The sequence below is a fragment of the Eubacterium sp. An11 genome, from assembly GCF_002161065.1.
Classification (GTDB): Bacteria; Bacillota; Clostridia; order Lachnospirales; family Lachnospiraceae; genus Anaerobutyricum; species Anaerobutyricum faecale.
Window position 1 is genome coordinate 1 of record NZ_NFLV01000010.1, and the last position, 24,156, is coordinate 24,156.

32 protein-coding genes and 1 tRNA gene are annotated in these 24,156 nt (G+C 48.1%); 16 read left to right on the forward strand and 17 right to left on the reverse strand.

Translation table 11 applies throughout. The features are described from left to right. Positions 1-90 precede the first annotated feature (90 nt). The 10 genes from B5E53_RS09155 to B5E53_RS09200 all read left to right on the forward strand — a co-directional run bounded on the left by B5E53_RS09155 (position 91) and on the right by B5E53_RS09200 (position 4,600). Positions 91-795 (forward strand): hypothetical protein, encoded by a 705-nt coding sequence (locus B5E53_RS09155; protein WP_087314323.1) that lies wholly within the window; start codon positions 91-93, stop codon positions 793-795. 96 nt (positions 796-891) lie between these two features. Next, positions 892-1,149: a helix-turn-helix domain-containing protein gene (locus tag B5E53_RS09160; RefSeq protein ID WP_087314325.1), complete on the forward strand. Its 258-nt coding sequence runs from the start codon at positions 892-894 to the stop codon at positions 1,147-1,149. Between the two features lie 46 nt (positions 1,150-1,195). Continuing rightward, positions 1,196-1,903: a hypothetical protein gene (locus tag B5E53_RS09165; protein ID WP_087314327.1), complete on the forward strand. Its 708-nt coding sequence runs from the start codon at positions 1,196-1,198 to the stop codon at positions 1,901-1,903. A 118-nt stretch (positions 1,904-2,021) separates the two neighbouring features. Then, on the forward strand, positions 2,022-2,456 hold the full coding sequence (locus B5E53_RS09170; protein WP_087314329.1) for a DUF4304 domain-containing protein: 435 nt from the start codon (positions 2,022-2,024) through the stop codon (positions 2,454-2,456). Between the two features lie 38 nt (positions 2,457-2,494). Continuing rightward, complete coding sequence (locus tag B5E53_RS09175) at positions 2,495-3,124, forward strand: CatA-like O-acetyltransferase (RefSeq protein WP_087314331.1); 630 nt, start codon at positions 2,495-2,497, stop codon at positions 3,122-3,124. A gap of 46 nt (positions 3,125-3,170) precedes the next feature. Then, on the forward strand, positions 3,171-3,566 hold the full coding sequence (locus tag B5E53_RS19730) for a hypothetical protein (protein WP_087272764.1): 396 nt from the start codon (positions 3,171-3,173) through the stop codon (positions 3,564-3,566). Positions 3,567-3,607: 41 nt separating this feature from the next. Next, positions 3,608-3,796, forward strand: a complete 189-nt coding sequence (locus tag B5E53_RS09185; protein ID WP_087314333.1) for a DUF4177 domain-containing protein — start codon at positions 3,608-3,610, stop codon at positions 3,794-3,796. 54 nt (positions 3,797-3,850) lie between these two features. Next, positions 3,851-4,048, forward strand: a complete 198-nt coding sequence (locus B5E53_RS09190) for a hypothetical protein (protein WP_087272746.1) — start codon at positions 3,851-3,853, stop codon at positions 4,046-4,048. 38 nt (positions 4,049-4,086) lie between these two features. Beyond that, the gene (locus tag B5E53_RS09195) at positions 4,087-4,275 is read left to right on the forward strand and encodes a hypothetical protein (protein ID WP_087314335.1); all 189 of its coding nucleotides are present in this window, start codon (positions 4,087-4,089) and stop codon (positions 4,273-4,275) included. 70 nt (positions 4,276-4,345) lie between these two features. Continuing rightward, entirely contained in the window at positions 4,346-4,600 is a 255-nt protein-coding gene (locus B5E53_RS09200) for a YgiT-type zinc finger protein (RefSeq protein WP_087202395.1), read from the forward strand. A gap of 456 nt (positions 4,601-5,056) precedes the next feature. Here the strand turns inward: B5E53_RS09200 and B5E53_RS09205 are convergent, their stop codons facing one another. The 7 genes from B5E53_RS09205 to B5E53_RS09235 all read right to left on the reverse strand — a co-directional run bounded on the left by B5E53_RS09205 (position 5,057) and on the right by B5E53_RS09235 (position 12,542). After that, on the reverse strand, positions 5,057-5,983 hold the full coding sequence (locus tag B5E53_RS09205) for an RNA-binding protein (RefSeq protein ID WP_087314337.1): 927 nt from the start codon (positions 5,981-5,983) through the stop codon (positions 5,057-5,059). 20 nt (positions 5,984-6,003) lie between these two features. After that, positions 6,004-8,004, reverse strand: coding sequence for a type IV secretory system conjugative DNA transfer family protein (locus B5E53_RS09210; protein ID WP_087314339.1), 2,001 nt, complete (start codon positions 8,002-8,004; stop codon positions 6,004-6,006). Further along, positions 7,994-9,100, reverse strand: coding sequence for a hypothetical protein (locus B5E53_RS09215; RefSeq protein ID WP_343215627.1), 1,107 nt, complete (start codon positions 9,098-9,100; stop codon positions 7,994-7,996). The genes B5E53_RS09210 and B5E53_RS09215 overlap by 11 nt, the downstream gene beginning before the upstream one ends. A gap of 141 nt (positions 9,101-9,241) precedes the next feature. After that, the gene (locus tag B5E53_RS09220; protein ID WP_087163220.1) at positions 9,242-9,910 is read right to left on the reverse strand and encodes a DUF6100 family protein; all 669 of its coding nucleotides are present in this window, start codon (positions 9,908-9,910) and stop codon (positions 9,242-9,244) included. Between the two features lie 6 nt (positions 9,911-9,916). After that, positions 9,917-10,441, reverse strand: coding sequence for a DUF5697 family protein (locus tag B5E53_RS09225; protein ID WP_054352626.1), 525 nt, complete (start codon positions 10,439-10,441; stop codon positions 9,917-9,919). 240 nt (positions 10,442-10,681) lie between these two features. Beyond that, positions 10,682-11,212, reverse strand: coding sequence for a hypothetical protein (locus tag B5E53_RS09230; protein WP_087314341.1), 531 nt, complete (start codon positions 11,210-11,212; stop codon positions 10,682-10,684). Beyond that, the gene (locus tag B5E53_RS09235; protein ID WP_242963613.1) at positions 11,199-12,542 is read right to left on the reverse strand and encodes a helix-turn-helix domain-containing protein; all 1,344 of its coding nucleotides are present in this window, start codon (positions 12,540-12,542) and stop codon (positions 11,199-11,201) included. The genes B5E53_RS09230 and B5E53_RS09235 overlap by 14 nt, the downstream gene beginning before the upstream one ends. A gap of 434 nt (positions 12,543-12,976) precedes the next feature. Between B5E53_RS09235 and B5E53_RS09240 the strand changes: the two genes are divergently transcribed. After that, positions 12,977-13,053, forward strand: a tRNA-Arg gene (locus B5E53_RS09240). A 186-nt stretch (positions 13,054-13,239) separates the two neighbouring features. On the opposite strand, the gene B5E53_RS09245 is transcribed toward B5E53_RS09240, so the two are convergent. From B5E53_RS09245 to B5E53_RS09275, 7 genes are all read right to left on the reverse strand, one after another. Then, a complete protein-coding gene (locus B5E53_RS09245; RefSeq protein ID WP_204245514.1) occupies positions 13,240-14,634 on the reverse strand; it encodes a site-specific integrase in 1,395 nt (464 codons plus the stop codon). Between the two features lie 20 nt (positions 14,635-14,654). Beyond that, positions 14,655-14,861 carry a helix-turn-helix domain-containing protein gene (locus B5E53_RS09250; RefSeq protein WP_003510854.1) on the reverse strand — a complete coding sequence of 69 codons (207 nt, stop codon included), beginning with the start codon at positions 14,859-14,861 and terminating at the stop codon, positions 14,655-14,657. A 145-nt stretch (positions 14,862-15,006) separates the two neighbouring features. Beyond that, the gene (locus tag B5E53_RS19260) at positions 15,007-15,144 is read right to left on the reverse strand and encodes a hypothetical protein (protein ID WP_162611879.1); all 138 of its coding nucleotides are present in this window, start codon (positions 15,142-15,144) and stop codon (positions 15,007-15,009) included. 309 nt (positions 15,145-15,453) lie between these two features. Continuing rightward, a complete protein-coding gene (locus B5E53_RS09260; protein ID WP_002604473.1) occupies positions 15,454-15,696 on the reverse strand; it encodes a helix-turn-helix domain-containing protein in 243 nt (80 codons plus the stop codon). Continuing rightward, positions 15,680-16,117 carry a sigma-70 family RNA polymerase sigma factor gene (locus B5E53_RS09265; RefSeq protein WP_003502131.1) on the reverse strand — a complete coding sequence of 146 codons (438 nt, stop codon included), beginning with the start codon at positions 16,115-16,117 and terminating at the stop codon, positions 15,680-15,682. Before B5E53_RS09265 ends, B5E53_RS09260 begins: the two co-directional genes overlap by 17 nt. Before the next feature lie 473 nt (positions 16,118-16,590). Then, entirely contained in the window at positions 16,591-17,574 is a 984-nt protein-coding gene (gene rlmN, locus B5E53_RS09270; protein WP_002584956.1) for a 23S rRNA (adenine(2503)-C(2))-methyltransferase RlmN, read from the reverse strand. 16 nt (positions 17,575-17,590) lie between these two features. Then, on the reverse strand, positions 17,591-17,776 hold the full coding sequence (locus tag B5E53_RS09275) for a cysteine-rich KTR domain-containing protein (protein ID WP_003431289.1): 186 nt from the start codon (positions 17,774-17,776) through the stop codon (positions 17,591-17,593). 398 nt (positions 17,777-18,174) lie between these two features. On the opposite strand from B5E53_RS09275, the gene B5E53_RS09280 reads away from it, so the two are divergent. The 4 genes from B5E53_RS09280 (at position 18,175) to B5E53_RS09295 (ending at position 20,836) form a co-directional block, all read left to right on the forward strand. Beyond that, positions 18,175-18,531, forward strand: coding sequence for a helix-turn-helix transcriptional regulator (locus B5E53_RS09280; RefSeq protein ID WP_002584957.1), 357 nt, complete (start codon positions 18,175-18,177; stop codon positions 18,529-18,531). A 240-nt stretch (positions 18,532-18,771) separates the two neighbouring features. Next, a complete protein-coding gene (gene mobC / locus B5E53_RS09285) occupies positions 18,772-19,101 on the forward strand; it encodes a plasmid mobilization relaxosome protein MobC (RefSeq protein WP_087314510.1) in 330 nt (109 codons plus the stop codon). After that, positions 19,062-20,411: a relaxase/mobilization nuclease domain-containing protein gene (locus B5E53_RS09290; RefSeq protein WP_087314345.1), complete on the forward strand. Its 1,350-nt coding sequence runs from the start codon at positions 19,062-19,064 to the stop codon at positions 20,409-20,411. The genes mobC and B5E53_RS09290 overlap by 40 nt, the downstream gene beginning before the upstream one ends. 92 nt (positions 20,412-20,503) lie before the next feature. Then, positions 20,504-20,836, forward strand: a complete 333-nt coding sequence (locus tag B5E53_RS09295) for a DUF6050 family protein (protein WP_087314347.1) — start codon at positions 20,504-20,506, stop codon at positions 20,834-20,836. Here the strand turns inward: B5E53_RS09295 and B5E53_RS09300 are convergent, their stop codons facing one another. Both B5E53_RS09300 and B5E53_RS09305 read right to left on the reverse strand, forming a co-directional pair. After that, positions 20,837-21,040: a hypothetical protein gene (locus tag B5E53_RS09300; protein WP_087314349.1), complete on the reverse strand. Its 204-nt coding sequence runs from the start codon at positions 21,038-21,040 to the stop codon at positions 20,837-20,839. Next, on the reverse strand, positions 21,037-21,522 hold the full coding sequence (locus tag B5E53_RS09305; RefSeq protein WP_204245515.1) for a hypothetical protein: 486 nt from the start codon (positions 21,520-21,522) through the stop codon (positions 21,037-21,039). The genes B5E53_RS09300 and B5E53_RS09305 overlap by 4 nt, the downstream gene beginning before the upstream one ends. A gap of 157 nt (positions 21,523-21,679) precedes the next feature. Here B5E53_RS09305 and B5E53_RS09310 point away from each other — a divergent pair, with 157 nt between their 5' ends. Beyond that, positions 21,680-21,910 carry a helix-turn-helix transcriptional regulator gene (locus B5E53_RS09310; protein ID WP_006573024.1) on the forward strand — a complete coding sequence of 77 codons (231 nt, stop codon included), beginning with the start codon at positions 21,680-21,682 and terminating at the stop codon, positions 21,908-21,910. A gap of 380 nt (positions 21,911-22,290) precedes the next feature. Here the strand turns inward: B5E53_RS09310 and B5E53_RS09315 are convergent, their stop codons facing one another. Continuing rightward, a complete protein-coding gene (locus tag B5E53_RS09315) occupies positions 22,291-24,144 on the reverse strand; it encodes an antirestriction protein ArdA (RefSeq protein WP_087314351.1) in 1,854 nt (617 codons plus the stop codon). Between the last annotated feature and the right edge of the window lie 12 nt (positions 24,145-24,156).

Consider the following 24,156-nt stretch of genomic DNA (forward strand, 5'->3'; position numbering starts at 1 on the left):
ATAAATAGTGCCTGAACCACACACTATTTATGCTCATAACAGACACAAATAATGCTTGTTACAGACATAAATAAAGCGGGAGGAAGGACGATGCAGAAGGGAAAGTATTACCGGATGAGAAAAGAACTGGTATGGGGAGCGGGCATCCTGGCTGCCCTGCTTCTTTCTTTCACAGCTTTTGGCAAAATGAAAGATACGGCAGATATGCCGCAACAAGAAGAGTTCACTTCTATGGAGTATAAAGAATTGCCAGCAGTCCAGTCGGAGCTGTCGGATCCGGAGGGCTGTTATCTGTGTGGTACAGCAAAGGAAAGCCTGATGGGATATTTCCGGCAGTTTGATGATCTGGGGATTATCAGTGTAAACCAGTGGTATGTGCTGGATTTCGGCATCCTGCCTCATGAGGAGGACGGAGCAGATACCAGCGGCACCAGGACTGCCATGACAGGCACTGGGGAAGGTGGAGATTTCTTTTCCAGCACACAGACGCCCTCCCGTGGGATTTCCACGGTGGAAGTCAGTTATGGGGAAGATAGCATCCTGGATGTGGAGAAGGCAAAAGCTATTCTTTGCCAGGACTGCCTGGATAAGCTGCTCTCTGTCATGGAAACCTACGGACCGGAAGGGGAGGAACCAAAGCCCAGGGATCTGTGCCTGGTGGATTTTCAGACGCAAGAGCTGTATTCCCTGCAGGAGCAGTATGCCAGCTACTACATCCGGGATTATTATGTACGGCTGGATCAGACGGATGACGGGATGGAGGTGGAAGCGGTCTATGCGCCAGTGCGGGATTGACGGGAAATTCCATGGGAAATCAGGCAGGCTGCCACTATGCTATCCGGATCGCATATGGTATGATGAAAGTATTCTAAGGGAAGGGAGCGGGATGTGATGCAGGAGCAGGAATGTACGCTGGATCTGAATACAATCGAGGCGGCAGTCGCCGGGGAGAAATGGGCGCTGGAGAAGGTGCTGGCATATTATGCGGATTATATTGAGGAACTGGCGACAGTAGAAATCGAACAGCCGGATGGAAGCGTGAAGAAGATTGTGGATGAGGATTTGAAACAGCAGATCGGGCTGAAGCTGCTGGAAGAGATACCGAATTTCCCGCTGGAGGAAGCAAAGAAGGAAGCGGCGAAGGAATGAAGAGACAAATTGAAATTTTTGATGGAATTATTACTGGGAGGGGAAGATGGCAGGACAACATAATAAAATAATAAATGCAGCAGCCAAGAGAATACTCGCCCCTGAAGGACTTTTTAGAGTGGGATCTTCACGAACATGGATTGATGATAACGGGTATTTTGTAATACAGGTAGAATTTCAGCCCAGTTCATATGACAGGGGTTCATATCTGAATGTCGGAATCAGTTTCTTATGGGAAACCAGTGAAGGCTTAAACGAAACGCTGGCGTTTAATATCGGCTATCGTGTAAATAAAGTGGGATATGTTTCGTATAGAGGAAATGATGCTGCCTATGAGAAAAAGATGGAAGATTTTGCAGAAGCTGCCATGGAAAAAGTAAGGGAGTATCGTCAGTTTCGTGATATGGACTATGCAAAAAGACAGATGAAAAGTCAGCTTAATAACATACCGAAAGGAAGAGGATTCTGGGAGGTATACGAATTGGCGATGCTTTGCTTTCTAAAAAGAGATTTTGAAGAGGGAAAAGAATACTTTAATCGTTTTCTCCAGATACTCAAGGACTCCTTTTATGTAGGAGATCTGTATATTGAATGGCATGAAGAATTATATAATCATTGTATTGAACAGCTTTGTCCTGAATTGGAATCCGAAGAAACAGCATATAAAATGGTATGCGATATGATTGAACGCAGAAGGAATTTTTTCTCCAGTAAACCTTCATATAAGAAATTAAAGAAAGAATTTACCTTGTGAGATCATATCTTAAAAACATTACAAAGCCTAAGCGATAAGTCCTAAGTTGTAGAGCAGAAAATTGGAAGGTATCGAATTTGGAAAAAGTGACTTTTGAGAAAGGCAGAAGGGGGATTTGATGGATAGTTCGGAATTTAGGAGAATTTTTAAGGAATGTATGATAGAAAATGGTTTTGCTTTTAGAAAAAATAAATGCTATTTGCTATCTGAGAAGTTGATAGCTATTATACAGACACAAAAATCAAACTTTTCAAATGGATTTTACATTAATTATGGTTTTTTAGTAAAGGAAATACATAAAAATATGGATTGTTCTAATATCTGCCTATGTGATGTTGTGGGACGCTTTACGATAAATGATAAAGATGAATATGAGTTATCTTCTCTTACATCTGAAATGTTAATTGAAAGTTTAAAGACTAATGTTAATGACATTATATTTCCTGTGGCAAATGGCGGTATTATGAAATATTTTGAGCTGTATCCCAAAGCTATTTGTGTTGCAAAGAAGGAATTAAGAGAATTTTTAAATAGTAAATACTACAAATCCTAAGTTGTAGAGCAGAAAATTGGATGTTGGAGGGTTAATATATGGCTAATTCATATCAGATAATAGATGAGAAAACATGGGAAAGGGCAATTCATTGTGCTATATTTAGAAACAGTGTTGAGCCTGCTTTTTGCGTAACATTTGAAGTGGATATTACAAATTTTAAGCACATGGTCAAGGAAGAAGGATTATCCTTTACATTAGCTATGGTATATGCAGTATGCAAATGTGCCAATCATATAGAGGCTTTTCGCTATCGTTTTGTAGATGGGAAAGTTGCCCTTTATAATAAAATAGATACCGCCTTTACTTATTTGAACAAGGATACGGGTTTGTTTAAAGTGGTAAATGTTCCAATGTTAGATGATTTGAAAGAATACTGTGCGTTAGCAGCAAAAACAGCAGAAGAACAGAAAGAATATTTTACAGGACCATTAGGAAATGATGTTTTCCAATGTTCTCCAATGCCTTGGGTTACATATACTCATATATCGCACACAAACTCAGGGAAAAAAGATAATGCAACACCTCTTTTTGATTGGGGAAAATATTATGAAAAAGATGGAAGAATCATGATCCCAATTTCCGTGCAGGCGCATCATTCATTTGTAGATGGTCTGCATATCGGACAGTTTGTGGAGGAGCTGAAAAGATTTTTGAGTGATTGCTAAATCCTAAGTTGTAGAGCAGAAAATTGGAAGTTGTGGAGGTCTTAGTATGGGATTATTTGATAAGTTAAAATTGGATAAAGGCAATAAAGATTTTTTTGTATGGCTGGATTCGATTTTAAAGGACGAATTGAATAATGATGTAAAAGCGATTAACTTTAACCTATATGAAGATGCTGATAACAAATGGTCTATTGAGTTAGTCGGTACATTTTCTTTCAATAAAGATGATGATGATTGGGCTTGTGATGAAGTATTTGCTACAAGAGATAATCCTTTCGTGATAGAGTGCGAAAGTGATTGGAAATCAATGGAAACGGTTTTTATTGATTTAGTAAATGAATATCTTTCTTCTGGCAAATATGCAAGCAAATTAAAAGAATACTTAGCGGTTGGTATTGGATTTGTTGACGGGGATTTGCATATTTTATATGATAAATCCTAAGTTGTAGAGCAGAAAATTGGAAGTTGAAAAGGAGATTGGAAATGAAAAGATATGAGTATATGACCGTAGATTTAAGCGCAGAGCCTTCGTTTAATGTTCATGTTAAGTTAGACAGATATATTGCTAAGCTGAACGAATATGGTAAGCAAGGGTGGAGATTGATTTCTGGAACTGATGATTGGAAATATTCAATTTTTGAGCGAGAAATTGAGGATAAGGAAGAAGAATAAATCCTGAGTTGTAGAGCAGAAAATTGGAATTTTTAAGCCTGAAAGGAGAACTTTATGGAAGAATTAAAATCTATCATGGAAAAATTTGCTGCGTCAGATTGGGATTTAATAGCTGTTCCCGCACAACAATGGTTAGATGGAGAAGCTGATAAAAATGCTTTAGTATCAGCAATTAAGCAGGCTGATAAAGAATGTGGAAATTGCGGGTGCGAATTAGACCCATTGTATAAAAGAGCATTGGAACTTCTTTGAGAATACGTCAACTCCTAAGCTAGAGGGGATATAGCAATATGAAAAACTATAGATATTTAACTATTGGCTTATTAACGGGATTTATTGTGGGTGGCTGCATAGGTGTGTTGGCATGGGTGTTTTTACAAAATATTTTTGCCATTCCTATTTGTGCAAGTATCGGAATGTTGATTGGAATTGTTATAGGTACGGTGATTGATTATCAAAAAAATCATCAAGAGAAATAGCAAAAATGGATGATGCCTTAAAGGGAAAATCCTAAGTTGTCGAATTGGAATTTTTCAAGGAGGATTTACAATGAAATGTATGAAATGTCATAACACATTGCACTCAGAAACCGGCGAATTTTCTATGACTATTAACGGAAAAAGTATAAAAGTCATAAATGCACCTGTATTACATTGCAAGAACTGTAATTCGGTAATTATTAGCGACGAAGTAAAAGAAAAGGCAAAAGAATTTTCAAAAGTATATTTATATCCAGACAATACTCTTGATTACGCAGAATGTGAAGCCGGAACGATTATGTCGGTAATGAATTTACTGCTTTGATGACGACAAATCCTAAGTTGTAGTGCAGAAAATTGGAATTGCCAGGTTCACCAGGGGCGTGGATAAATATAAAACTGGGGGACTTGATTTCTCGCATCCCCCAGTGTATAATGAACTCAGAAAGGTAATCAGATGCAAAATCTGATGCCCTCAGTCAATTTATAAGTAATACAGAGATAGCATCCTTGACTTTGGACGGTACAGGATGCTATTTCTTATTATGTCGATTATCTATGTAAGTCAAAGCCGCAAAAATAACTAACAGTAAAGTCAGGACTTCTGTGATAGTCATGGGCATCACCCTCCTTTTTCACTAGAGGGCAAGATCGAAAAGCATCCGTCTTTCTGGTTCAATTATACCGGAATAGTATATCATGGCATATAGCCACTGACAATAAATATATTGTAGGAAATGGCAGCTCTGCAGACGAATATTACAGTGCTGCCGTTTTCTTTTTACAGGTTCTGCCGGATAATCCGGGTAATAAGCCCCACCGCCACATTGCGCTCCTCATCAATATGCGTAACGACAAAGGATACCTCGTCCTTTTTCCCTACGGTACGGGGATCATAGCAGGAATGAGCGATAGCGTTGACGCCAATCGAGAGCCGGACAAATACGGTGCCTTTGTGGATATCTTCCACGACACCAGCATATTTGCCCTGGACTTTGCATTTCTTCATGTTCTCTTTGCTGGTATTGCCTTCCACGCTTTTCACATCCGCATGGACGGTGATCTGCTCCGGAGATTCTGCCTTTACATCCAGAATCCGCACCAGGATGTGATCCCCCACACGGAACCGCTCCCTGGCGTCTCCCAGCCAGTCAAAGGACAGATCCCTTGCCAGGATGGAAGTCTCCACACCAAAAATTTCAGCCCGGACAACCTTTTCTGCCACCGCGATCACTCTGGCCTGAACGATCCGGTCTTCGCATACCTTCGGCTTTCCGGATGCATCTGTATCCAGATAGAAAATCTGGCGTTTCTTCAGCATGGCTTCCTTCCGGCTTGCCACAATGCTGCGTGTCTTGGCATCTAATCCTTTCACCAGAAAATCAATCTCACACCCCAGCATATTATTGAGGATTTTATTTTGCCGCAGGGAAAGTTCCCCGTAATCGTGGGCGTTATCCTGAACAAGATTCAGCATCATTTCCGAGATGGGGATGACGGTACGGAAGTCCTTGTAATAGATAATAGCAATCAGACTGCCGGCCTCCGTTTTCTCAATGCCGCCCAGTTTCCCGGTAAGGATTTTCCGAGTGCGGTAGGCGTTCTGGATCTCGTGCCAGATGAGATCCGCTTTGGACTGCGGCGTTTCCAGCTGAGCATCGGCGTCCAGGGTAAGGATAGAAGTTACATGGTTCAGTTCGTTTGGCATAAGCTGCCTCCTTTCAAAAATTAAGACATAATGGAATCTTTATCCAGCGGAACAATCTCCTCTGGATAATCCGGAAATTCTTCCGGCAGGTCACTAAGCTCTTCCGGCTGCCCGGAAGGGTAAGCGTGTTTGTCCGGTTCCCGGCGAAGCGGTTTCTCCTGAGAGGGAAAGGCAGGGCGTCTGCCGCTGCGGCCAGGCCGGGGCTTTTTCTTTAAATTCTCCGCAAGAGTCGGTGTATAGTCGTATTCTTCCTGCTCGGCAATCGCCCGCCACTGGGGAACGTGGTCTGCTGCTTTTCTTGGAATCAGTTTTTTGGAATCCGGGTGGAGCGTATAATCGTATTTCTCCACTTCCAGGATTTTCTGTCCCCGCAGGATGATAAGCGCCTTATTTAAGGGCAGCCGCTGAATCTCATCCGGCGTTAAGAGCTTGCGCTTCCCGATGGATCTGGTCTGCCGGTACTCCGGCGTGTAGTCCGACACCCGCCAGGAATTGAGCTGTTTGGCTTCGCTGCTGACTCCAACCGTCACATCTCCGGACCGGTTGGAAATAAAGGTGGCGGTCACTTCATCGGTACAGCCTAAGAATAACTGGCTGTCACAATTCCCGATAATTTCCTGCCACTGGTTTAGCGGATACCGGTTCTGCATCTGGGGCAAATTCTGGAAAATACAGGAAATGCTCAGGTTTCGACTTCGGATAACAGAAATCTTTTTATTCAGCTCTAAAATAGCGCCGGTATTGGCCAGCTCGTCCGCCAGAATATGTACCGGAACCGGCAGCTTTCCGTCCACGCCTTCTTTATCCGCAAAGCGAACCAGTTTAATGAAAACAAAGGTCATGAACAGGGAAGAGAGGAAATCAAAGGTGCTGTCCTGGTCTGAGGTGATGCAGAAATACGCACATTTCTGTTTGCCCGGCAGTGTCAGGTCAATCTCGTCATAAGAGGTGATCTGCCGGATCATCTTGTTCTGGAACACCTGCAGCCTGGCACCTAACCCGATGATGACACCGGAGCGCACTGTGTCGCTGGCCTGTTTATAGATGCAGTAAGGTACTTTGGCCGGATGGGATACCGGGAGCAAGTCAAACAGGCTGTTCAGTTCTTTCTCGGAACTCATCGTCAGCAGCTTGTACACTTGTCCGATATTTTTGACTTCCGGCGGGAAACCCTGGTCTACATACAGAACCAGGGCTTTCAGCAGGTTCATCTCCGCATTATCCCAGAAATGATCCCCTTTAGCAGAGCCGGTATTCTGGATGATGACATCCGCCAAGACCTGAGCCATTGTCTCAGACCCGTTAATCTCCATAAGACAGTTCCAGCTGTCGGAGTTTTCCGGGTTGACCAGGTTGAAACATTTGACGGTATAGCCTTCCTTCTCCAGATACACGGACATACTTTCATAGAGTTCGGATTTCGGATCGGTAATGATGAGACTTTCTCCTGGTCCGTCAATTCCGCGGGCAACACTTTGGAAGATAGCATTTCGGACATAGGCACGGCTCTTCATGGAGCCGCTGGAGCCGTAGACTGCCACATTCCGATTCATATAGGTGTGGTAGGGCAGGCAGACGGCTTTGCCGTTCAGCTTGCCTAAGATGGTGCCTTTGCTCTTCTTTGCATCAGAAGTCAGCTCCAGGACTTTATGCATTTCCTCCGGCGTCATGAAACCGGAGGTTCCATAGGTTCCTTTGGTCGAGTAGTTCAGGTTCCGTTCCCGGTCTGCGACTTCGCCGTTGCGGTCATAGCCCATCCGCATGAGCAAAAAAATCAGCAGCCCAAATACCACAAGGCAGATCCCAATCCCATACAGGTTATACGGAAAATCGGTGACTGCCTGGAAGCAGGCTGCCGGATGCGGGGATGGCATCTGTGGGGAACTGCCATTGCCCGGCGTGTTACCGGCGGCAGTCCAGATGCGATAGTTTCGGATAAACTGAGCGATATAGCCGCCTGCATATAAGGTGCAGAGACTGATGGGAAGCAGATAAATGAGCTTCCACCATTTACGGTTCATGCAAAAACCCCTTTCTAAACTTAGAGAGGTCAATACTGGAGAACCGAATGTCGGCGGTCAGATATCGTTTCAGACAGGGGATTTGGAAATCAAAGCAGATCATCACCCCCTTTCTGCCGTATACATTCAGCCCGGTATTGAATCGGTTAATTCGGTGCAAGTCAAAATCATATGCAAGAACCGCAGGGTTCCCGGAAGCGTCCACCCCATCATGGTCGATGGGAAGGTCTGGCTGCCGGGAACCTAAATCGGATAACAGTAACTGGTCCAGCTGTTTCATGAGCCGTGGCCGGACCAGCAGTTTCAAAAGCGTTTCACCTTCCGGTGTGTTTGGCAGATAGTGAAAGTGTTCATAGGATGTATCCGCTACAAACAGACTCTTTTTGTATCCGCCGGTACTGGTCAGGAGCTGGTAAGCGATGTCCATGTCCTTCCCGGTCAGGATCGCCCGGACTTTCGGATGTCCCGTATAGGGGAAATCCTGCAGGTAATGCTGCAGGAAGGCGTTCAGCCTTACCTCTGTCCGGTATTCCCACTTGAGTACATGGTCACCGGTGTTATACAGTGCATAGGCACAGTGGGGAGCAAGCAGCACCCCCATGCTCCGGGAATTTCTGATCTTGGTTGCCTCTGAACCGATGTGCTTAAACTCCCGTGATGAGTAAAACAGGGGCAGGTTCCCCATAGTGAGGATACCGGCTTCGCGGCCTTCCCTGAAAATATCCGGTTTCTGGTCAGCAAAGAAGGGGATGCCGGCGCTTAGGAGAGTCAGATAGGTTTCTGCTTTCTGGTACAGCCGCAGCCGACGGGTTACTTCGCTTCGGACCTGATTGGTTTCGGTATTCCCGGTGAGGAAGTCACGGAAACGCTCCGGATTTTGAGCAAGGAGCATCTGTTTGGCCCGTCCGGTCAGGCGATAGCCCCTTAAATGATCCCGATAGTGAGTCCGCAGCAGTTTTTGTGCCTTTAACTCTGTAATGAGCTTTTCTCCATAAGAGGGGCTTGGGATCAGACGGGTAAGCTGGTCAGCAGGAAATTCCCCGCAAAGAGCGACCATTTCCAGGAGCCTGTATTTCTGGGAGGTAGAAGGATACAAAATCAGTCACCCCTCCTTCCGGTAGTTACCCATGTAAGTCTGTACTTGGGTAAAAAGTTGTGCATCCCGGCAAACAAAAAAAGCAGGGATTTCCTGCTTTCAAAGGATGTTTTACCAATGTCGGATAAAATGACGGAAAAATCATGAAATTTCCGATATGGTTTCAATCTCGTTTTTTCGTCCTTTCAGCCACTGGGGAAACCGGGATTTTCCCATCACATAGATGACAGTATGATCCGTATCTCCCAGCTCCGTGGTGTGGTAGGAGTCGCAGTAAAGCCCGCTGTCATCCACCATGATATAGGTGGCAATCGTGTCCAGAAGCTGTTTGAACTCCAGGTTATCGTAATCACGTACCCGGTCAAATGGGCCGTTCCGGTCATAGATCTGGCTGAAGCAGACCACACATTCCCGGTACAGGGGAAGGGAATGGACCGTCAGGTAGTTCTGCAGCGCATAGTTCAGCGGCTCATGGAGAAAGGCAGCGTTGACGTGCTGCTTTCTTTTGGGAAGCAGGCCCGGAAGCGTAATGGAGATCAGATCTTCGTCCTGGCAGATCTCAATCCCTTGGGCATCAGCCGCATCCTTTAAATATCCGCCCCGTTTTTCCGGGGCGGCCAGACAGACCAGGTTCCGCATCTGGCAGGCGATCCGCTCAGCACGCAGCGCAGCGTTCATACTCAGCTCCCCGTAGTTTTCCGGATATGTACGAATATCAGTGGTTTTCAGGGCAAAAACGGTGTTGTTGAGTTTCTGGATCTCTCCTTCCAGCTTCGCAAGCCGTTCATAGAGTATTTTCTGGTTTGAAATGGTGTATTACCTCCTTCCGTAGTAGCTGACAGAGCCGGAGTCATCCACGACACAGAAAGCAAGCACTCCTTCAATCGAGAGTTTCGCCGCCTGCTGGATATTTTCCAGCATCACAAGACGCAACACATCGTGGCGGGGAATGGATTTCATCACATGATCCACTAAAATTTCCTGTTCCAGCGGCACATAGAGGATTTCATATTCCTCATTCTCTGAAAAGAAGTGAAGTTTAACAGGAAAATCCCCGCTGGTATGGAATACGATGGGCTTTTCAAAATCCAGTAAAACCCAGAAGGCGGCAATCGTGCCTCGATCCGGGTTTTTGGCAGCCTCCGGGCTGTCACATAACAGGCCGGCTTCCTTATCATGATAAATCCTCCCCTGCTTGACCAGGCTGGTGATCAGCGACTTGATGGAGTCCTGGTTACCAAACATCTTCATTACCTGCTCATACTTCAGGGCATGGTAGGTGGTCAGGAAGCGCAGGAGCTTTTCTCCTTCCCTGTGGTATATCTGATCTCTTGTTTTCATGCCGGATTTCCTCCGTTCAGTAGAATGTGCGTGTGCTGTACGTAGAGTATACGTAGAAATATCTACTTATTATATACGTAGGCTGTACGTACAGCAGTCAGCGTTGGTTTATGGGTACAAAAAAAGCACCGCCGAGGGTGCTGTAAAAAGAAAACTATAAGCAATACCTATTGTAGCATGGGTAAATTTACCCTGCAATCGCAGAACCGGGACAATCCTATGCCGGAGCTGTGCCACTTCCTACTCCGGGAAGAATTTATTCAGGGTGTCTATGGTTTCCTTTGCCGTATAGCCCCAGAGGATGCTGCTCAGAGCTTCTATCGCCAGGTGGCGTTTCCGGTAGTAAGTACGGTAGGAGATATTGGGAATGTGCTGCTCCAGCTTTTCCAGGATTTCTTCCGTGTTCTTCAGCTGCTGTGGCGAGAGAAAGGCATAGTAGAGGATCCAGTAATACTGCTCCCCGTATTTGTGGTTATTCCGCAGAAGATCTACGGAAGACTCCAGCAGCTTCAGCATCCGGTTGCTCCGCTCAATGCTTTTGGCACGTTCCGCAATATCATTTCCTGCCAGGTCTGCCCCAGCTGCATAAATGGAATCCAGGAACTCATCAATGCTGGAACCGTACTGCACCTTGAATTGGTTCTCCATCTGGTGAACGACCACTTTCAGGCTGTATGTGGCATCCCGGTAACGGCGCAGGAACTGGTACGTATCATGAAACCGGGGATTTTCTTCCGGTGTTGGAAAATCCTGTCTTTTACGCTTCGGCATACAGATCCCCTCCTTCCTGACTTCCGGCTTCCGCATTATCCGGTATTTGCGGGGGAAGATCCGGCAGTAAGATTTCCGGGGGATCTATCCTATGCCTCCTCTTAGCCCGCTGTCCTGTCCTGCCCTCTTTCGGAAGGGCAGTGTTCGCCAGTACGGTTCGGCGCTGCTGTCCACCCTTTTTCTCAGGCTCCAGCTTTGCAGACTCTGGCCTGGGTTCTATGGTCAGCTCAAACCGGTAGTTTGCGGCTCCAAAGGGGCAGATAATATTTAGACCAATTACAGGTATACTATCCTTGCAGTCTGATAAGGGAGATAATATATACCTGGTCCGGGGGCAGTGACAGCAGGAAATCCCTTGTGTATCCAGGAGTTTTGCGACTTTTTTGACCATGTAGCGGATGTGCGAAATTGGAACGCAGGGAATGGGTTTTGAAACAGTAATCTGCTCATCCGTCACTGTTTCTGGTACGCACACAGTCTCTGGTTCTTCAGTTTCCTCTGCAGGTGTCTCTTTGGGAATGTAAATCGGCAGTTTCATTTTCATAGCTATCTCCTCCTTGTCAATCAGCACGTCGCTGATGTTAAACATAATGGAAAGGTAATTGTTCAGGTAAATCATGCTCCCGTGATTTCCACGGAAGGATACCAGAGTGATCAGGTTCATCTTCTCCAGCTTTTTTAATAACCTGGAGACAGTAGGTTTGGAATGTCCCCACCGTTCTCCCAGTGCCTGGAAGCTGGTCAGAGGGGAACCGGTATTGTTTCGATAATAGACGACAGGGCCGGTGTCAGAGCAGAGGACAGACGGATCATTGTATACAGCGTGGATCCACAGATCGAGCAGGATATCCATCTCCGAGCATTTGCCTGCCTGGATCAGCTTGTGGACTTTTCCAATAGGGAAAAAGAAGAAACCAGTATCCTTTTTGCAGGGATAATTGTATTTCAGGGCAGTATTATCATTCTGCCAGTCGGTAATCTGGAATTTGACCAGACGGTTTTTCTCCAGCAGGGAATAGGTAATGCAGCCTTCCTCCTGGAGATGCTTCAGGATGGATATGGCCTGATGCTGAAACCGGCAACGAAACCAATCCTGCAGTTCTGAGATGCTGCAGATCCATTCTCCAGGTGAGAGCGTATAAGTGAGCTGCTCCATGCGCCGGTTTGAATTGCTGTAATTGGCGTAGGAGCAAAGAATCAGATACCAGAAAAGAAAAGAGCCTCCGGTGGTTCGGATGCTCCTGTCATTTAATAAGGTCTGTATGAAGTTGCGGTAGATCCGGCAGCGTGGAAAATCTACGATTTGTTTGAGTTCTAATTGATATTCCATAAGGGCTCTCCTTTGCTTAAAATATTTGTGTTTTCAGGTACGGTGTGGTAAGATTTTATATGAGAAATTATATAATATCATATATTTTTCAGATGACACGTTATTTTATTACGGGTAAAATTCAGAATGTCTAGTTTTGCGTGTCGGCGTTCCTGAGAGGTGGTACAATCTGCTAATCAAATGGCGGATGTACCGGATTCCAGTCCGTTTGCTGCTAACAACCTGCTAATTTCACACCAGGATACAAGAAGAAACGAGATGGAACTTGAGGTTATTCCATCCCGTTTCAAAAGGCTAAAATGTCCAGGAAAATAGGGCGTTCCAGGACATTAGAGGAGTCTTTGTTATACGCTGGTTGATTTGGTTGTGGTTTCTCCTAAGCGGCAGTTCGTTCGAGTCCGTGGGCGGAGGAAAATTGAATATTTTTGATATATGTCCCAGTAGCTCAGTTGGATAGAGCACGAGCCTCCTAAGCCCGGGGTCGCACGTTCGAGTCGTGTCTGGGACGCCAAAAACACCGCTGCAAGCCATTTTTCGCTGGTTTGCAGCGTTTTTTATTTTGCTTCTCCCGGTCTCTTGCTCGTTTGGGACCGAGAGAATTTTATGCGCTGCAATGTATATCCTGCTAAGAAGAAACGAACGATTTCCACGTCCTTGCTAAGAAAAATCCCATCTTTGCTAATTGGAGTTTTCGGACTTACCTGCCGCCCGGTGCCGCCGAGAGCAACGCAGCCAGGGTATTTGCCAGTTCCGGCGACTGCCGGAGCTGTTCCACCAGGGCCTCCAGGTCGAGCGTCGCCGGTGCCGGTTCCTTCGGCTCCTCCGGCGGGCGGACCGCCCGCAGGTTGGGATTGGCATAGAAGGCGCTCTCAAACTTCTGGGCGTTGATCTTGCGGTCCTCGTCCAGAATATGGGCATACACGCTGGTAATCATGTCGATCTCCGCATGGCCCGTGTCGCCCTGGGTGGCCTTCAGGTCGCCATGGTTCAGTTTCAGCTTGTAGGTGGTGCTGGAATGACGGAGGGAATGAAAGACCACCCTGGGCAGTCCTGCCTTCTCCCGCAGCTTCTCAAACTCCTTCAGGATGATGCGGTCCTCGCAGGGTCGGCCATTGGGCAGCGCCACTACCAGGTCATAATCCTGATACTCGTCACCGAGAAAGCCCCGCAGCTCATCCTGGGCATTTTTCCATTCCCGCAGGATGTAGGCCAGCGTCTTAGGCAGCCACACCTTGCGGATACTGGAATCCGTCTTGGGCTTTTTCAGGATGACTCTGGTGCTGGTGTTGGGGAACAGAGGCGTGAACACATGGTAGACGTCCTTCTGCCCCAGCATCTCAATGGCCCGCTTGGAGGCCCGCGCCAGCTCCTTGTCGATGAAAACATAGGCGTTGTCATCGGCAATATCGTCATCGGAGATGTGGACATTGTTCCAGGTCAGCCCCAGGATCTCACCCATCCGCAAGGAGCAGGCAAAGGACAGGTTCATCGCCACATAGAGCTTGCTGTCCGTACACTGATCCAGGGCGGTGCGGATCATATCGGCGGTCCAGATGTCCCGCTTCTTATACTCCGTCTTGGGCAGTACCACATTGTCAAAGGGGTTCTTGGCGATCAGCTCCCACCGTACTGCCTGCTTGAAAGCGCAGCGCAGGAGCTTGATAATCTTCTCAATGGTGGCGTTGGTGACTAGGTCTGTCTTTGCGTGATGGGTCCTGGTATTCACCGCCGGGGTTTTTTGCAGGGTCTGGATGTACTTGTCCACTACCCGCGGGGTGACATCCTGCACCTTCATATCCCCGATGATGGGGTTGATGTAGTTGGCAATCAGCGAGTTTTGGCTGTCGTACATGGACACGCCCCACTTCTTTTCCCCATAAAGAGAAACAAAGTCCAAAAGAAATTCTGCGATGGTCTGGTTGCTGGGCGGAAGGAAGGTCCCCGTGAACTGCTGGTTTTCCACCTCCGCCTTGCGCTTCAATGCGTCCTGGTAAGAGGTGCGGGTCTCCCATTTCTGCCGGGTCTCACCATTTTCATCCGTATAGTTGTAGACGATGGAATAATTCTTTTTCCGTTTGATAATCGAAGCCATAACGATACTTCCTTTCTAAGTCATAGGTCAAGTGACTCCAGCCACTCATCGAATGACCGCTTGGAAATGCGTATGGCGTTGCCAATTCGTACGATCTTAAAGTGTCCTTCCTTCACGAGAAGATAAGCGGATGTGCGGCCAATACCCAGGATTTGAGTAATGTCCTCCACCGTATAAGTTCTTCGCTCCGGGGACTCCTTCTTCGTACCGTTCCATGCTTGTGACATGGCAGCCCCCTTTCTTAAACAAGAACGGCGCGTTGAAGGAAAGTCATAACTTGCCTATCCTCATTCTAACGCGCCATTCCAGGTTTGTCTGCTGCTAATCAAAAAGTTTATGAATTATCCATAAACTCAAAAGCAACAGGATTACTTAAAAAGAAAGAGGCAGAAAACGGATGGCTGCTGGCCGCAGCTCCACGGGAATCTCACCCCGGCCCATGCTGATGGGTGCGCCGCGCAATGCTTTGAGGGCGTTCAACGCGGGAGTCTCATTATCCTGTCTGCGCATCCTCGCCCACAGGCTGCCACACCTGTTTTACGGCTCGGTTTTGTCGCTCACCTGTTTGGTAGGGGTCCCGTCCTGCGGACTTGCAACAGGGTCGTGGCGCACCGGCCGACCGGCTCCACACAGACAGATCGTATCCGTCTGCCTTATGCTGCGCCGGAGGCCTCCCGCCGGGCTTTCTTTATCAAGGAACAATAAGGCTTTGTCAGCCTGTAAAAGCATACCGTTTCCGATATGCTTTTACGGAACGACAAACAGCCCATAACGGGAAGCGTGGAAAGGGGTACACGCTCCCCGCATGGGCTTAAAGAGTTAGCCTACATGAAACGCAAGAGTGCGGGTAATAAGGCGCACTTGCAGCCTGTTACGCATTTCCTCGTCCACATAGGAATAGGTATTGCCCGCGTCGTCTTTCAGCGTGCGGGTACAAAGTTTCGCTATGTAACCCTCGTAATGCTTCAAGATCGCGCACATGGCGGTTGTGTCGCCGTTTGCCGCTGCGGAAATGACAGGGAACGGCAACAGATTTTCAGATTTCCTAACGGTATTCATCATCTGCTTTTCCCTCCAAATACTGTTTGATTTTCGCAAGCGCGGATTTCCTGTGCCGGAAAACCGTCGTGCGTACAACATTCAGCAGTTCAGCAATTTCCGCGTCGCTCATGTCCAAGAAGTAGGACAAAAGGATAATGTCGCGTTTCCTTTCGGGCAAAGCGTTAAGGGCTTCGGCAAGCAGTTCATTTTTGACGAGTACATCAAAGCCGGACACTTGAAAACGGAAATAATCGCTTTTGTATTCGTCCGTTGTGAAAAGCTGCGCGAGTTCGCTTTCGCTCAAATCCGAAAAAGGTACTTCGCGTGCTGCGCGTTTCGCAAGAGTGCGGCGGTGGCTTTTCGCTTCGCCAACCAAAGTTTTCTTTGCTAATGCGTCGTACTGATGTTGTATTCTTTCCTTGTCGGAAGAAGATAGCTCCATAGAGTTCACCTCCTTCCCGCGTGGAGTAGAGGACGGGAGTTAAGGGCTTGTCCTCTCTGCCCCTTTCGCTCCGTACCCGTTCGGGAGATGGCTCTTGAGTGCGTTTTTCAGAAAAAAGTTGAAAAAAGCAAAATGCGCCCGTCCGCAAGACGCGGACGAGCGCAAAGGAAATGTAAGAAGTATTTAGATGTATTGACAGTTCATACTCATAGCCGGAATATCCCGCTTGCGGAGCATAGCTTTTTTTGACCGCAAAGCATTAGGCGGGTTACAGTAAATAAAAATGGACACGGCGATACCTCCCCGATACCGCCGTATCCTTAAAAAAGGGCGACTTTAATACACTACCCGCAATCCATTCTATAATAGGGAACAGCGGCTTTTGCGCAATATTAAATAAAAAAGCCGATAACACATAGGTTTTTTGACCTAATGCGTTATCGGCTCTGCGTCTATGCGTCTGGCACTTTTAATCATTTTTTTTTGAATTTATTATATGTGTTAGCTAACTGTCCACAAGCCGCGTTAATCTCTCTGCCATGAGAAACTCTCATAGTAACTTCAAGTCCTGCTTGCTCTAATTGATGTTTGAATGCAACTATTTCCCGTTTCTGTGGTGCTTTAATTCTTGAATTGCTTGTTGGGTTGTATTGTAACACGTTAATCATAACTTTTTTGCCCCGAAACCATTTTGCAAGTTGTCTTACATCTGAGGGCCGGTCATTTATACCCGGTAAAAGCAAATACGCAAAGACAATTTTGCGATTATGCCTTTCAGAATAGGATAAGGCTTGCTTAACAACATCTTCAATAGCATATATGCGCATGTGAGGAATAATACGATTTCTTGCAGATTGTGTTGCTGCGTGTAAAGATATTGTCAACTGAATTTTAAGATGTTCCTCGCGCAATTTTTTTAATTGATCGACCGGACCAACTGTTGATATGGTAATGCCGTCGGTTGGAAAGTTGAGCCCATATCTATCTCGGAGAATATGGATTGCTTTTATCAAGTTGTCATAATTGAATAAAGGCTCTCCCATACCCATAAAAACGATACGGTTTACTTTTCGACGCAACAATATAATCTGTTGTACGATTTCTGACGATGTTAGATTACGAACAAAGCCATTTCGCCCGGACTCACAAAAAATACAACCAACAGGACAACCGACTTGTGTGCTCACGCAAACAGTTCCACCATCTCGCCGCTTGATAAAAACCGTTTCAATGTATTTGTTGTCTTTCAGTTCGTAAACATACTTTTCAGTATCACTGCTTTTGCAAATATTTTTTACCAACATTGATAGATTTTTTTTGCGTGGTAATTGCTTATATAATTCTTCATATAAGGCTTTTGCTTCATTCTCGCCAATAACTTCCGACATTTCTTTGTAAGTAAATCCGTATGGATCATTCCGTACTTCCGCAGGCGTATATTTAGGTAAACGTTTCATTTTTATATCCTTTCTTCTAAATAATAAAAGTTTGTTTTTCTGTATTTTTGATTACAATCTCTAATTTTTCTACATCAATGATATGCGTCAATTTGCATTTAGGGCAGAAAAGAGGAAAATCTTTTAATACAGTATTATGAAATACTTGAACTCTCGTCTTTCCGTTACAAATCGGACATTTTATCCAATATTTTTTAAGCATTATATTTCACTCGTCCTTTTTACACAAAAAAATGCAGGTCAATCCTCAACATGAGCATTGACCTGCATTTATAATGCACAGAGCAGTACAACAAAACTAAGGCATAGCTTGCACTATGTCTATACTATATCTATACGTCGTTAGTTTTTTGTATAGCATCCGCAAAATAAGCATGACAAAAAAGCCCATGTTGAAAATGGGAAAATCCTTTTTTTCAATGCTTATCTAATACGCATGCTATGCAACATAAACGCCGCCTCCTTTTACATAAATTTTATTTTATCAGAAAATCAGTCTACTGTCAATACACAACAGGAAGTATTTAACCTAATGATATGAATTGTGTGGACATATCCAAAAAGAAAGGTGAACTGTAAAATGTAACAGGGTGAATGAAAATGGCAAAAAGACCCGTACCATTGTACGACTTTAAGGCTTTCGGGGCAGCTATAAAAGCCGCGAGAAATGAATACGGCGAGAGCCGCAAAAAGGTAAGCGACGAGTTATATATTTCCCCGCGCTACCTTGCGAATATCGAGAACAAGGGACAACAGCCGAGTTTACAGGTATTCTATGACCTTGTAACCCGGTATCATATTTCGGTAGATCAATTTTTCTTCCCGAACAGCAATGCGGAGAAATCCACCGGGCGGCGGCAGCTTGACGCGCTGCTGGACGGTATGAGCGATAAAGGCATACGGATTGTAACCGCAACAGCAAGGGAGATAACGGAAGTCGAAAAAGCAGAGGATTAACCTCACAATATGAGAAATCGGGAGATTGCAGCGCATGGCGGCTGCAATCTTTTTTTGCGTCCAAAATCAAAGGAACGCGCAACAAATACCGCCTTTCGGTGGGGGTATGGAGTAGATAGCAAGCACAGCAAACGAGTACCCGTTTGCGATTTTTGGCTTTAGGGAACCCTGCCCCTAAACCCAAAAAATGCTTGTTGGGAACATCCCAAACCCTGATACGAAAAGAGGCGAGATACCACGATGGCAAACAGAAAACGGAATATACAGATGAAGTTCTGGGTGACGGAGGAAGAAAAACGGCTCATTGACGAAAAGATGGCTCAGCTCCCGACAAAGAGGTATGGGGCATATCTGCGGAAGATGGCGATTGACGGATATATCATCCAGGTGGACACCACCGACATCAAGGAAATGACGAAAGCCCTGGGCTCCATTGGCCGGAACATCAATCAGATCGCCAAGCGGGTCAACGCCGGAGGCCCCACCTATCAGGCCGATATGGAGGAAATCCGGGAAAGGCTGGATCAGATATGGCAGTTACAAAGACGCATCCTATTAAGTCAACGCTGAAAGCCGCCATTGACTATATCTGCAATCCCGACAAGACGGACGGGAAACTGCTGGTATCCTCCTTCGGCTGCACCGCCGAGACCGCCGACATCGAATTTGACTGGACCCGCCGCCACGCCATCGACAAGGGAACGAACCTGGGCCGGCACCTCATCCAGGCGTTTGAGCCTGGGGAGGTCACACCGGAGGAAGCCCACCGGATCGGCATGGAGCTGGCGCGGGAGGTCCTGGGCGGCAAGTATGAATTTGTCCTCACCACTCACATTGACAAGGACCACGTCCATAATCACCTGATCTTCAATGCGGTCAGTTTCCAGGATCACCGGCACTACCACTCCAACAAGAGAAGCTACCATGAGATCCGCCGCACCAGCGACCGTATCTGCAAAGAGCATGGCCTGTCCGTCATTATCCCCGGTCAAGACAAGGGCAAGAGCTACATTGAGCATCAGGCGGAACAGAGCGGCACCAGCTACAAGGCGAAGCTCCGCTCCGCCATCGACCGGCTGCTGCCCGGCTGTATCGATTTGGAGGATCTGCTCCGCCGCCTCCAGCGGGAAGGGTACGAACTGAAACGGGGCAAGTACATATCCGCCAGGGCTCCGGGTCAAGAGCGGTTCACCCGGTTGAAAACCCTGGGTGCGGACTATGCGGAGGAAGCTCTGACCGCCCGGATCGCCGGCAGGCCAGGTCCTTCCCGCCAGCCGAAACAGCGCACCGGGAGGCCCAGTCTGCTCATTGACATCCAGAACAATATCAAAGCCCAGCAGAGTGCCGGCTACAAACATTGGGCAACTATTGAGAACCTAAAACGGGCAGCGGAAACGCTGAACTTCCTGACGGAGCATGGCATTGGAAGTTTGGAGGAATTGTCCGAGCGGTGCGATGGGGCGGCAGCCGCCACCGCCAGGATAAAGGCGGATCTCCGAACCGCCGAAAAGGAAATGGAGCGGCTGACCCTCACTATGAAGCACGCTGCCACCTATCGCCAGCTCCGCCCCCTGTATGACCAATACCGCCAGTCCAGGGACAAGGAGAAATTCCTCCGGGGGCATGAGAGTGAGATCATCCTGTTCGAGGCGGCGGCAAGGGAACTGAAACGGTTGAACGCCGTACCCCTGCCCGCCGCCCAGCGACTCCGGGCCGAAATGGATGAACTTACCGCCAGGCGGACCGCCCTGCAATCGGAATATCGAAAAGCTCAACGGGAGGAACGGGAGTATGACACCCTTCGCCAGAATGTGGAGGCCCTGCTGGAAAAGCCGAGAGAGGCGGAACCGCAGAGGCAGCGGAGCAACGAACTTGAATAGGGCTGGTAGTACGCTTTTCTAAATTTAGCAAATGCCCCTGGGCTTGTTTGGATTTTGCCTGTATAATGAAGGTATGAATGGAGGTGGCACAAATGACGAGAACCGAGGCCATCAAGGTTTTTTTCAAGAAGGCAGTTTTGCCCGTTGCCATCGCCGGGCTTCTGTACTGCATTTTCAAATCCGCCTGCGTAAGGGATGGAAAGCTGGATCTTCTCTGGCTCTGGATACTCTGCGGCCTGCCCTTCGGCATCCATCGGATGTGCGTCTGGATTGTGCCGGGCGGCGGCTCCCTGGGCGGCGGCGCCGCGCTGTTCGTACTAAACTTCGTCATTGGCGGTCTCATCGGGGGCTTTGTCCTGGTTTGGCGGCTGCTGATAGCTGCCTGGTATGTGCCCCTTACCATCTACCGCCTGATTGTGGGATGACTACACTATGGAAATGTGGAAAACGGCCGCTCCGCCGATGGAAAACAGATATTCACGGCCCGATGGAAAAGCTGCCAGCTTTCCCACAGCCCGCAAACACCGTTTCCCACAGCTCCGCACCTCTGACCGTTTACGCACATTCCCACAGCGCCTACTACTGCTACTGAAAATGAGCGCCATCACCGAAATGATGATGGCGCTCATTCTTTTTCTCCGTATCCTTCTTCAGCAAGATTAAGTATATTCTTTTTTTCTTTCTGCGCATAGCGCATGGTCTGATAAGCTCCGCCGCCTGTATGATCCACATAGAATACAACGAGGTCGCTTCGCTTCACCATCTGCCGGTTGCGAATTTGAAAAGCACCTTTCGGGTGGCTACTGGCCGCGCTACTGCATATTTCGATTTCATCATAATAGGCTTCAAAGTTTTCCATATTGTTGCGCAGCTCCGCCGTGGGATATGGCAGTATCCAGGCCAAGGAACTGTTGTCATCCCGGACAAGCCGCTGCTGGCGTTTGACAGCGGAGGAAACGATCTGGTCAAAATCTCCGTCCCGTCCGACCAGGAACTCCACATACTCCTTTTCCAAAAGCAACGCATGAACCAGCGCCTCCACACGATCCTCCGCCTCACGAAACTCCGGGATGATCCGGTGTCCAAAAAAACTAACAGTAAATATGTTCACGGTTCTATCTTCGCCATTTTCAAGCCAGCCTCTCCAACAAAGTAAATAATCCACTTCTCATTATATATAAACATTGATTTGAAGTAAATAATCCTCTAATTGGTTTCAATTATAATTTATCTGCTTTGTTGGTAGCATAATATCAGGAGGTGATATTATGCAGACGGAGTTTCCAGAACGCTATATCACTCTGGGCTTGAAGATCGCATATTACAGGAAAAAGGCGGGGCTGACACAGGAGGTCCTTGCGGAGAGGATCGGGAAAAGTGTCAACTTCGTTGGTCAGGTGGAAGGGACGGGTACGATCCGTGGCGTATCTCTTGAAACACTGTTCAAGATCGCCCAAGTACTGAAAATCCCGCCCTCCAAGCTGTTAGAGGATGACTGATCGACTGCGACGCAGCCAGAACAAAAAAAGAATGGGAGCGCCAACCTCGGATAATTGCATCCGATGTTGACGCTCCCATTTTGCTTGACAAAAGGTGAAAATCCGGCGTTTTTCCTATGCAGAAACGCCCTGCCGCCCCGCATGGGAAATCATACTGCCCCTACACGGAAAAGCCGCCACAGGCTGTTTCTTCGCCTGTTTTGAACACTAATTGCCGCACTTTTTAGAACGGAGAGAAAGGTAGTGCGGGCAGGACACCACCACCGCCCGAAAACTCTGCTTGCAGGGATGGACACAACCCTTGCATAGCTTGTTATACTGACGCCTGCCGTTCTCGCCCAGGAAGAACGACCATTCCAGGCGCCATTTCTTGCTCCGGCTCATAAGTCATGCTCCGGGGGCTTCTTCTGATGAGCCTTGTCCGGGGGCTTGCGCTCGCCGCACTCCCGCTTTGCGTCCTCCAGCCGTTCCCGGATAGAGGGCTTTTTCTCCGGCGTGGTCCTGCGCGCCTCATCCTGGGCTTTCTCCAGTTCCTCACCACGGCGGCCGTTGTTGATGATCCCGTCGATCATCCCATAGTCATCCTCCAGGGTCATTTCAGCGGTGCGGAGAGGGTTCTCCGGCTCCACCGGCAGGGCGACAATCTGGCCGTTCAGGTTGATAAACTGCTCCGGCTGCTTGAAGTGCTCCATGTACTTCTGCGCCAGTTCCGGGGACAGAGAGGTGAAGGACTCCTCGCCGAGACCCACCACCAGGAATGTGCCAGCCACAATGTCGTAAATCTCCCCATGCTCGTCCCGGAGGGAACGGTTCAGGTCCAGACCGATGAGCTTGCCTTCGTCATTCAGCACCAGCCCCACCGGATCGTCAAAGGGATAGGAGGCGGCAATATCACCGCCTACTTCCGCTTGCAGCGCATGGAGGCCAGGGTCAATCTCCTTCACATAGGGCTCCTTCATGGGCTCCACCACCAGGACGGTCAGCTTCTCCGGCGCGGTATGTTCGGGGGCGGCTCCGCTGGGGATGGCAAAAGCGCGGCTACCGTTGGCCATGATGAGATATTTCCCGTCCTCGGACTCATGGTGGAAACCGTATCCGGCCGCCTCCATCTGTTCCCGGCTCATATCCGTCACATGGAAGGTGCCCCTGGGGGTTCTCACCGTCTCGCCGGTCTCCCGGTCGTCCGGGGTAGGCGCCGCTTGCTGCCCATATAACTCCGCCTCATACTCCCGGTTTGCCTGTTCCGCAAAGGCCGGCATCTCGTCCACATGGGACTGATCCGGGTTTTCGATGGCCTCCCGGATCGCCTGGGGGTCTACATCCAGAAATTCCTCATAGCCGGTGGCGTCCTTGAACTTCTCGATCTCCGAAGGCAGATAGTCCTCCTGGGTCTGCCCCAGGGCGGCCAGCTTCTCGTCCAGGGCAGAGATACGCCCGGCCATCAGATTTTCGTAGATTTCTTCCTTCGCCGCGTGTTCCTCCGGGTGCTCGGCGGCATACTGCGGGTCGTGTTGCCGGAAAAACTCGTCCATATCGTAGGCAAGGTCCATGGCCCATTCCGAAATTTCTTCTTCGGGAATGTCATCCTGGAAGGTCATCACCCGGTATTCCTCCGGGATGCTGCCGCGCTCGCCATCGTAATACTCATGGAAGCTGTCCCCGGTGTCCCGCACATAGCCCAGGTCGGTGAACTGGCCGCTTTCCTCCAGGGCGATGTCCCGCCCGTAGGCCTCATAGTCGATGTAGTTGCGCAGATGCTCCGGCACCTGCATGGCGTCCAGTTCCTCGATGTAATACCGGCCCAGATCGTCGTGGTCGTGGATGTCGGGGTAAACATCGTAACAGTCCAGGTTCTCCGTCAGGTTGATAAGTTCCTGGATGCTGCCCGTGTGGTCGCCGATCTCCATGGCCGCCTGGAACCGCTCATATTCATCCTGGCTCATGTCGTCCAGCTTGGAGGCCAGGTAGTTCAGCTCGTCCAGGTTGGCATACTCACCCAGCAGGTCATAGAGGCCGTCCACATAGCAATCGTAGTCCGTGATGAACCATTCCTCATAGGTCTGCCCGAAGTCATCCTTCGCGCCGATGCCGATGCGCTCAAAGACCTTTTTCAGTTCCTCTGCCGTGGTGGGAAACTTCACCCATTCGCCCACAAGGGCGCCCTCGTTGTACTTGCCCAGGTTGGTGATGAAGGCGGCAAAGGGATAATCTTTGTCATAGTCATAATGGGGCATAGCGACACCTCC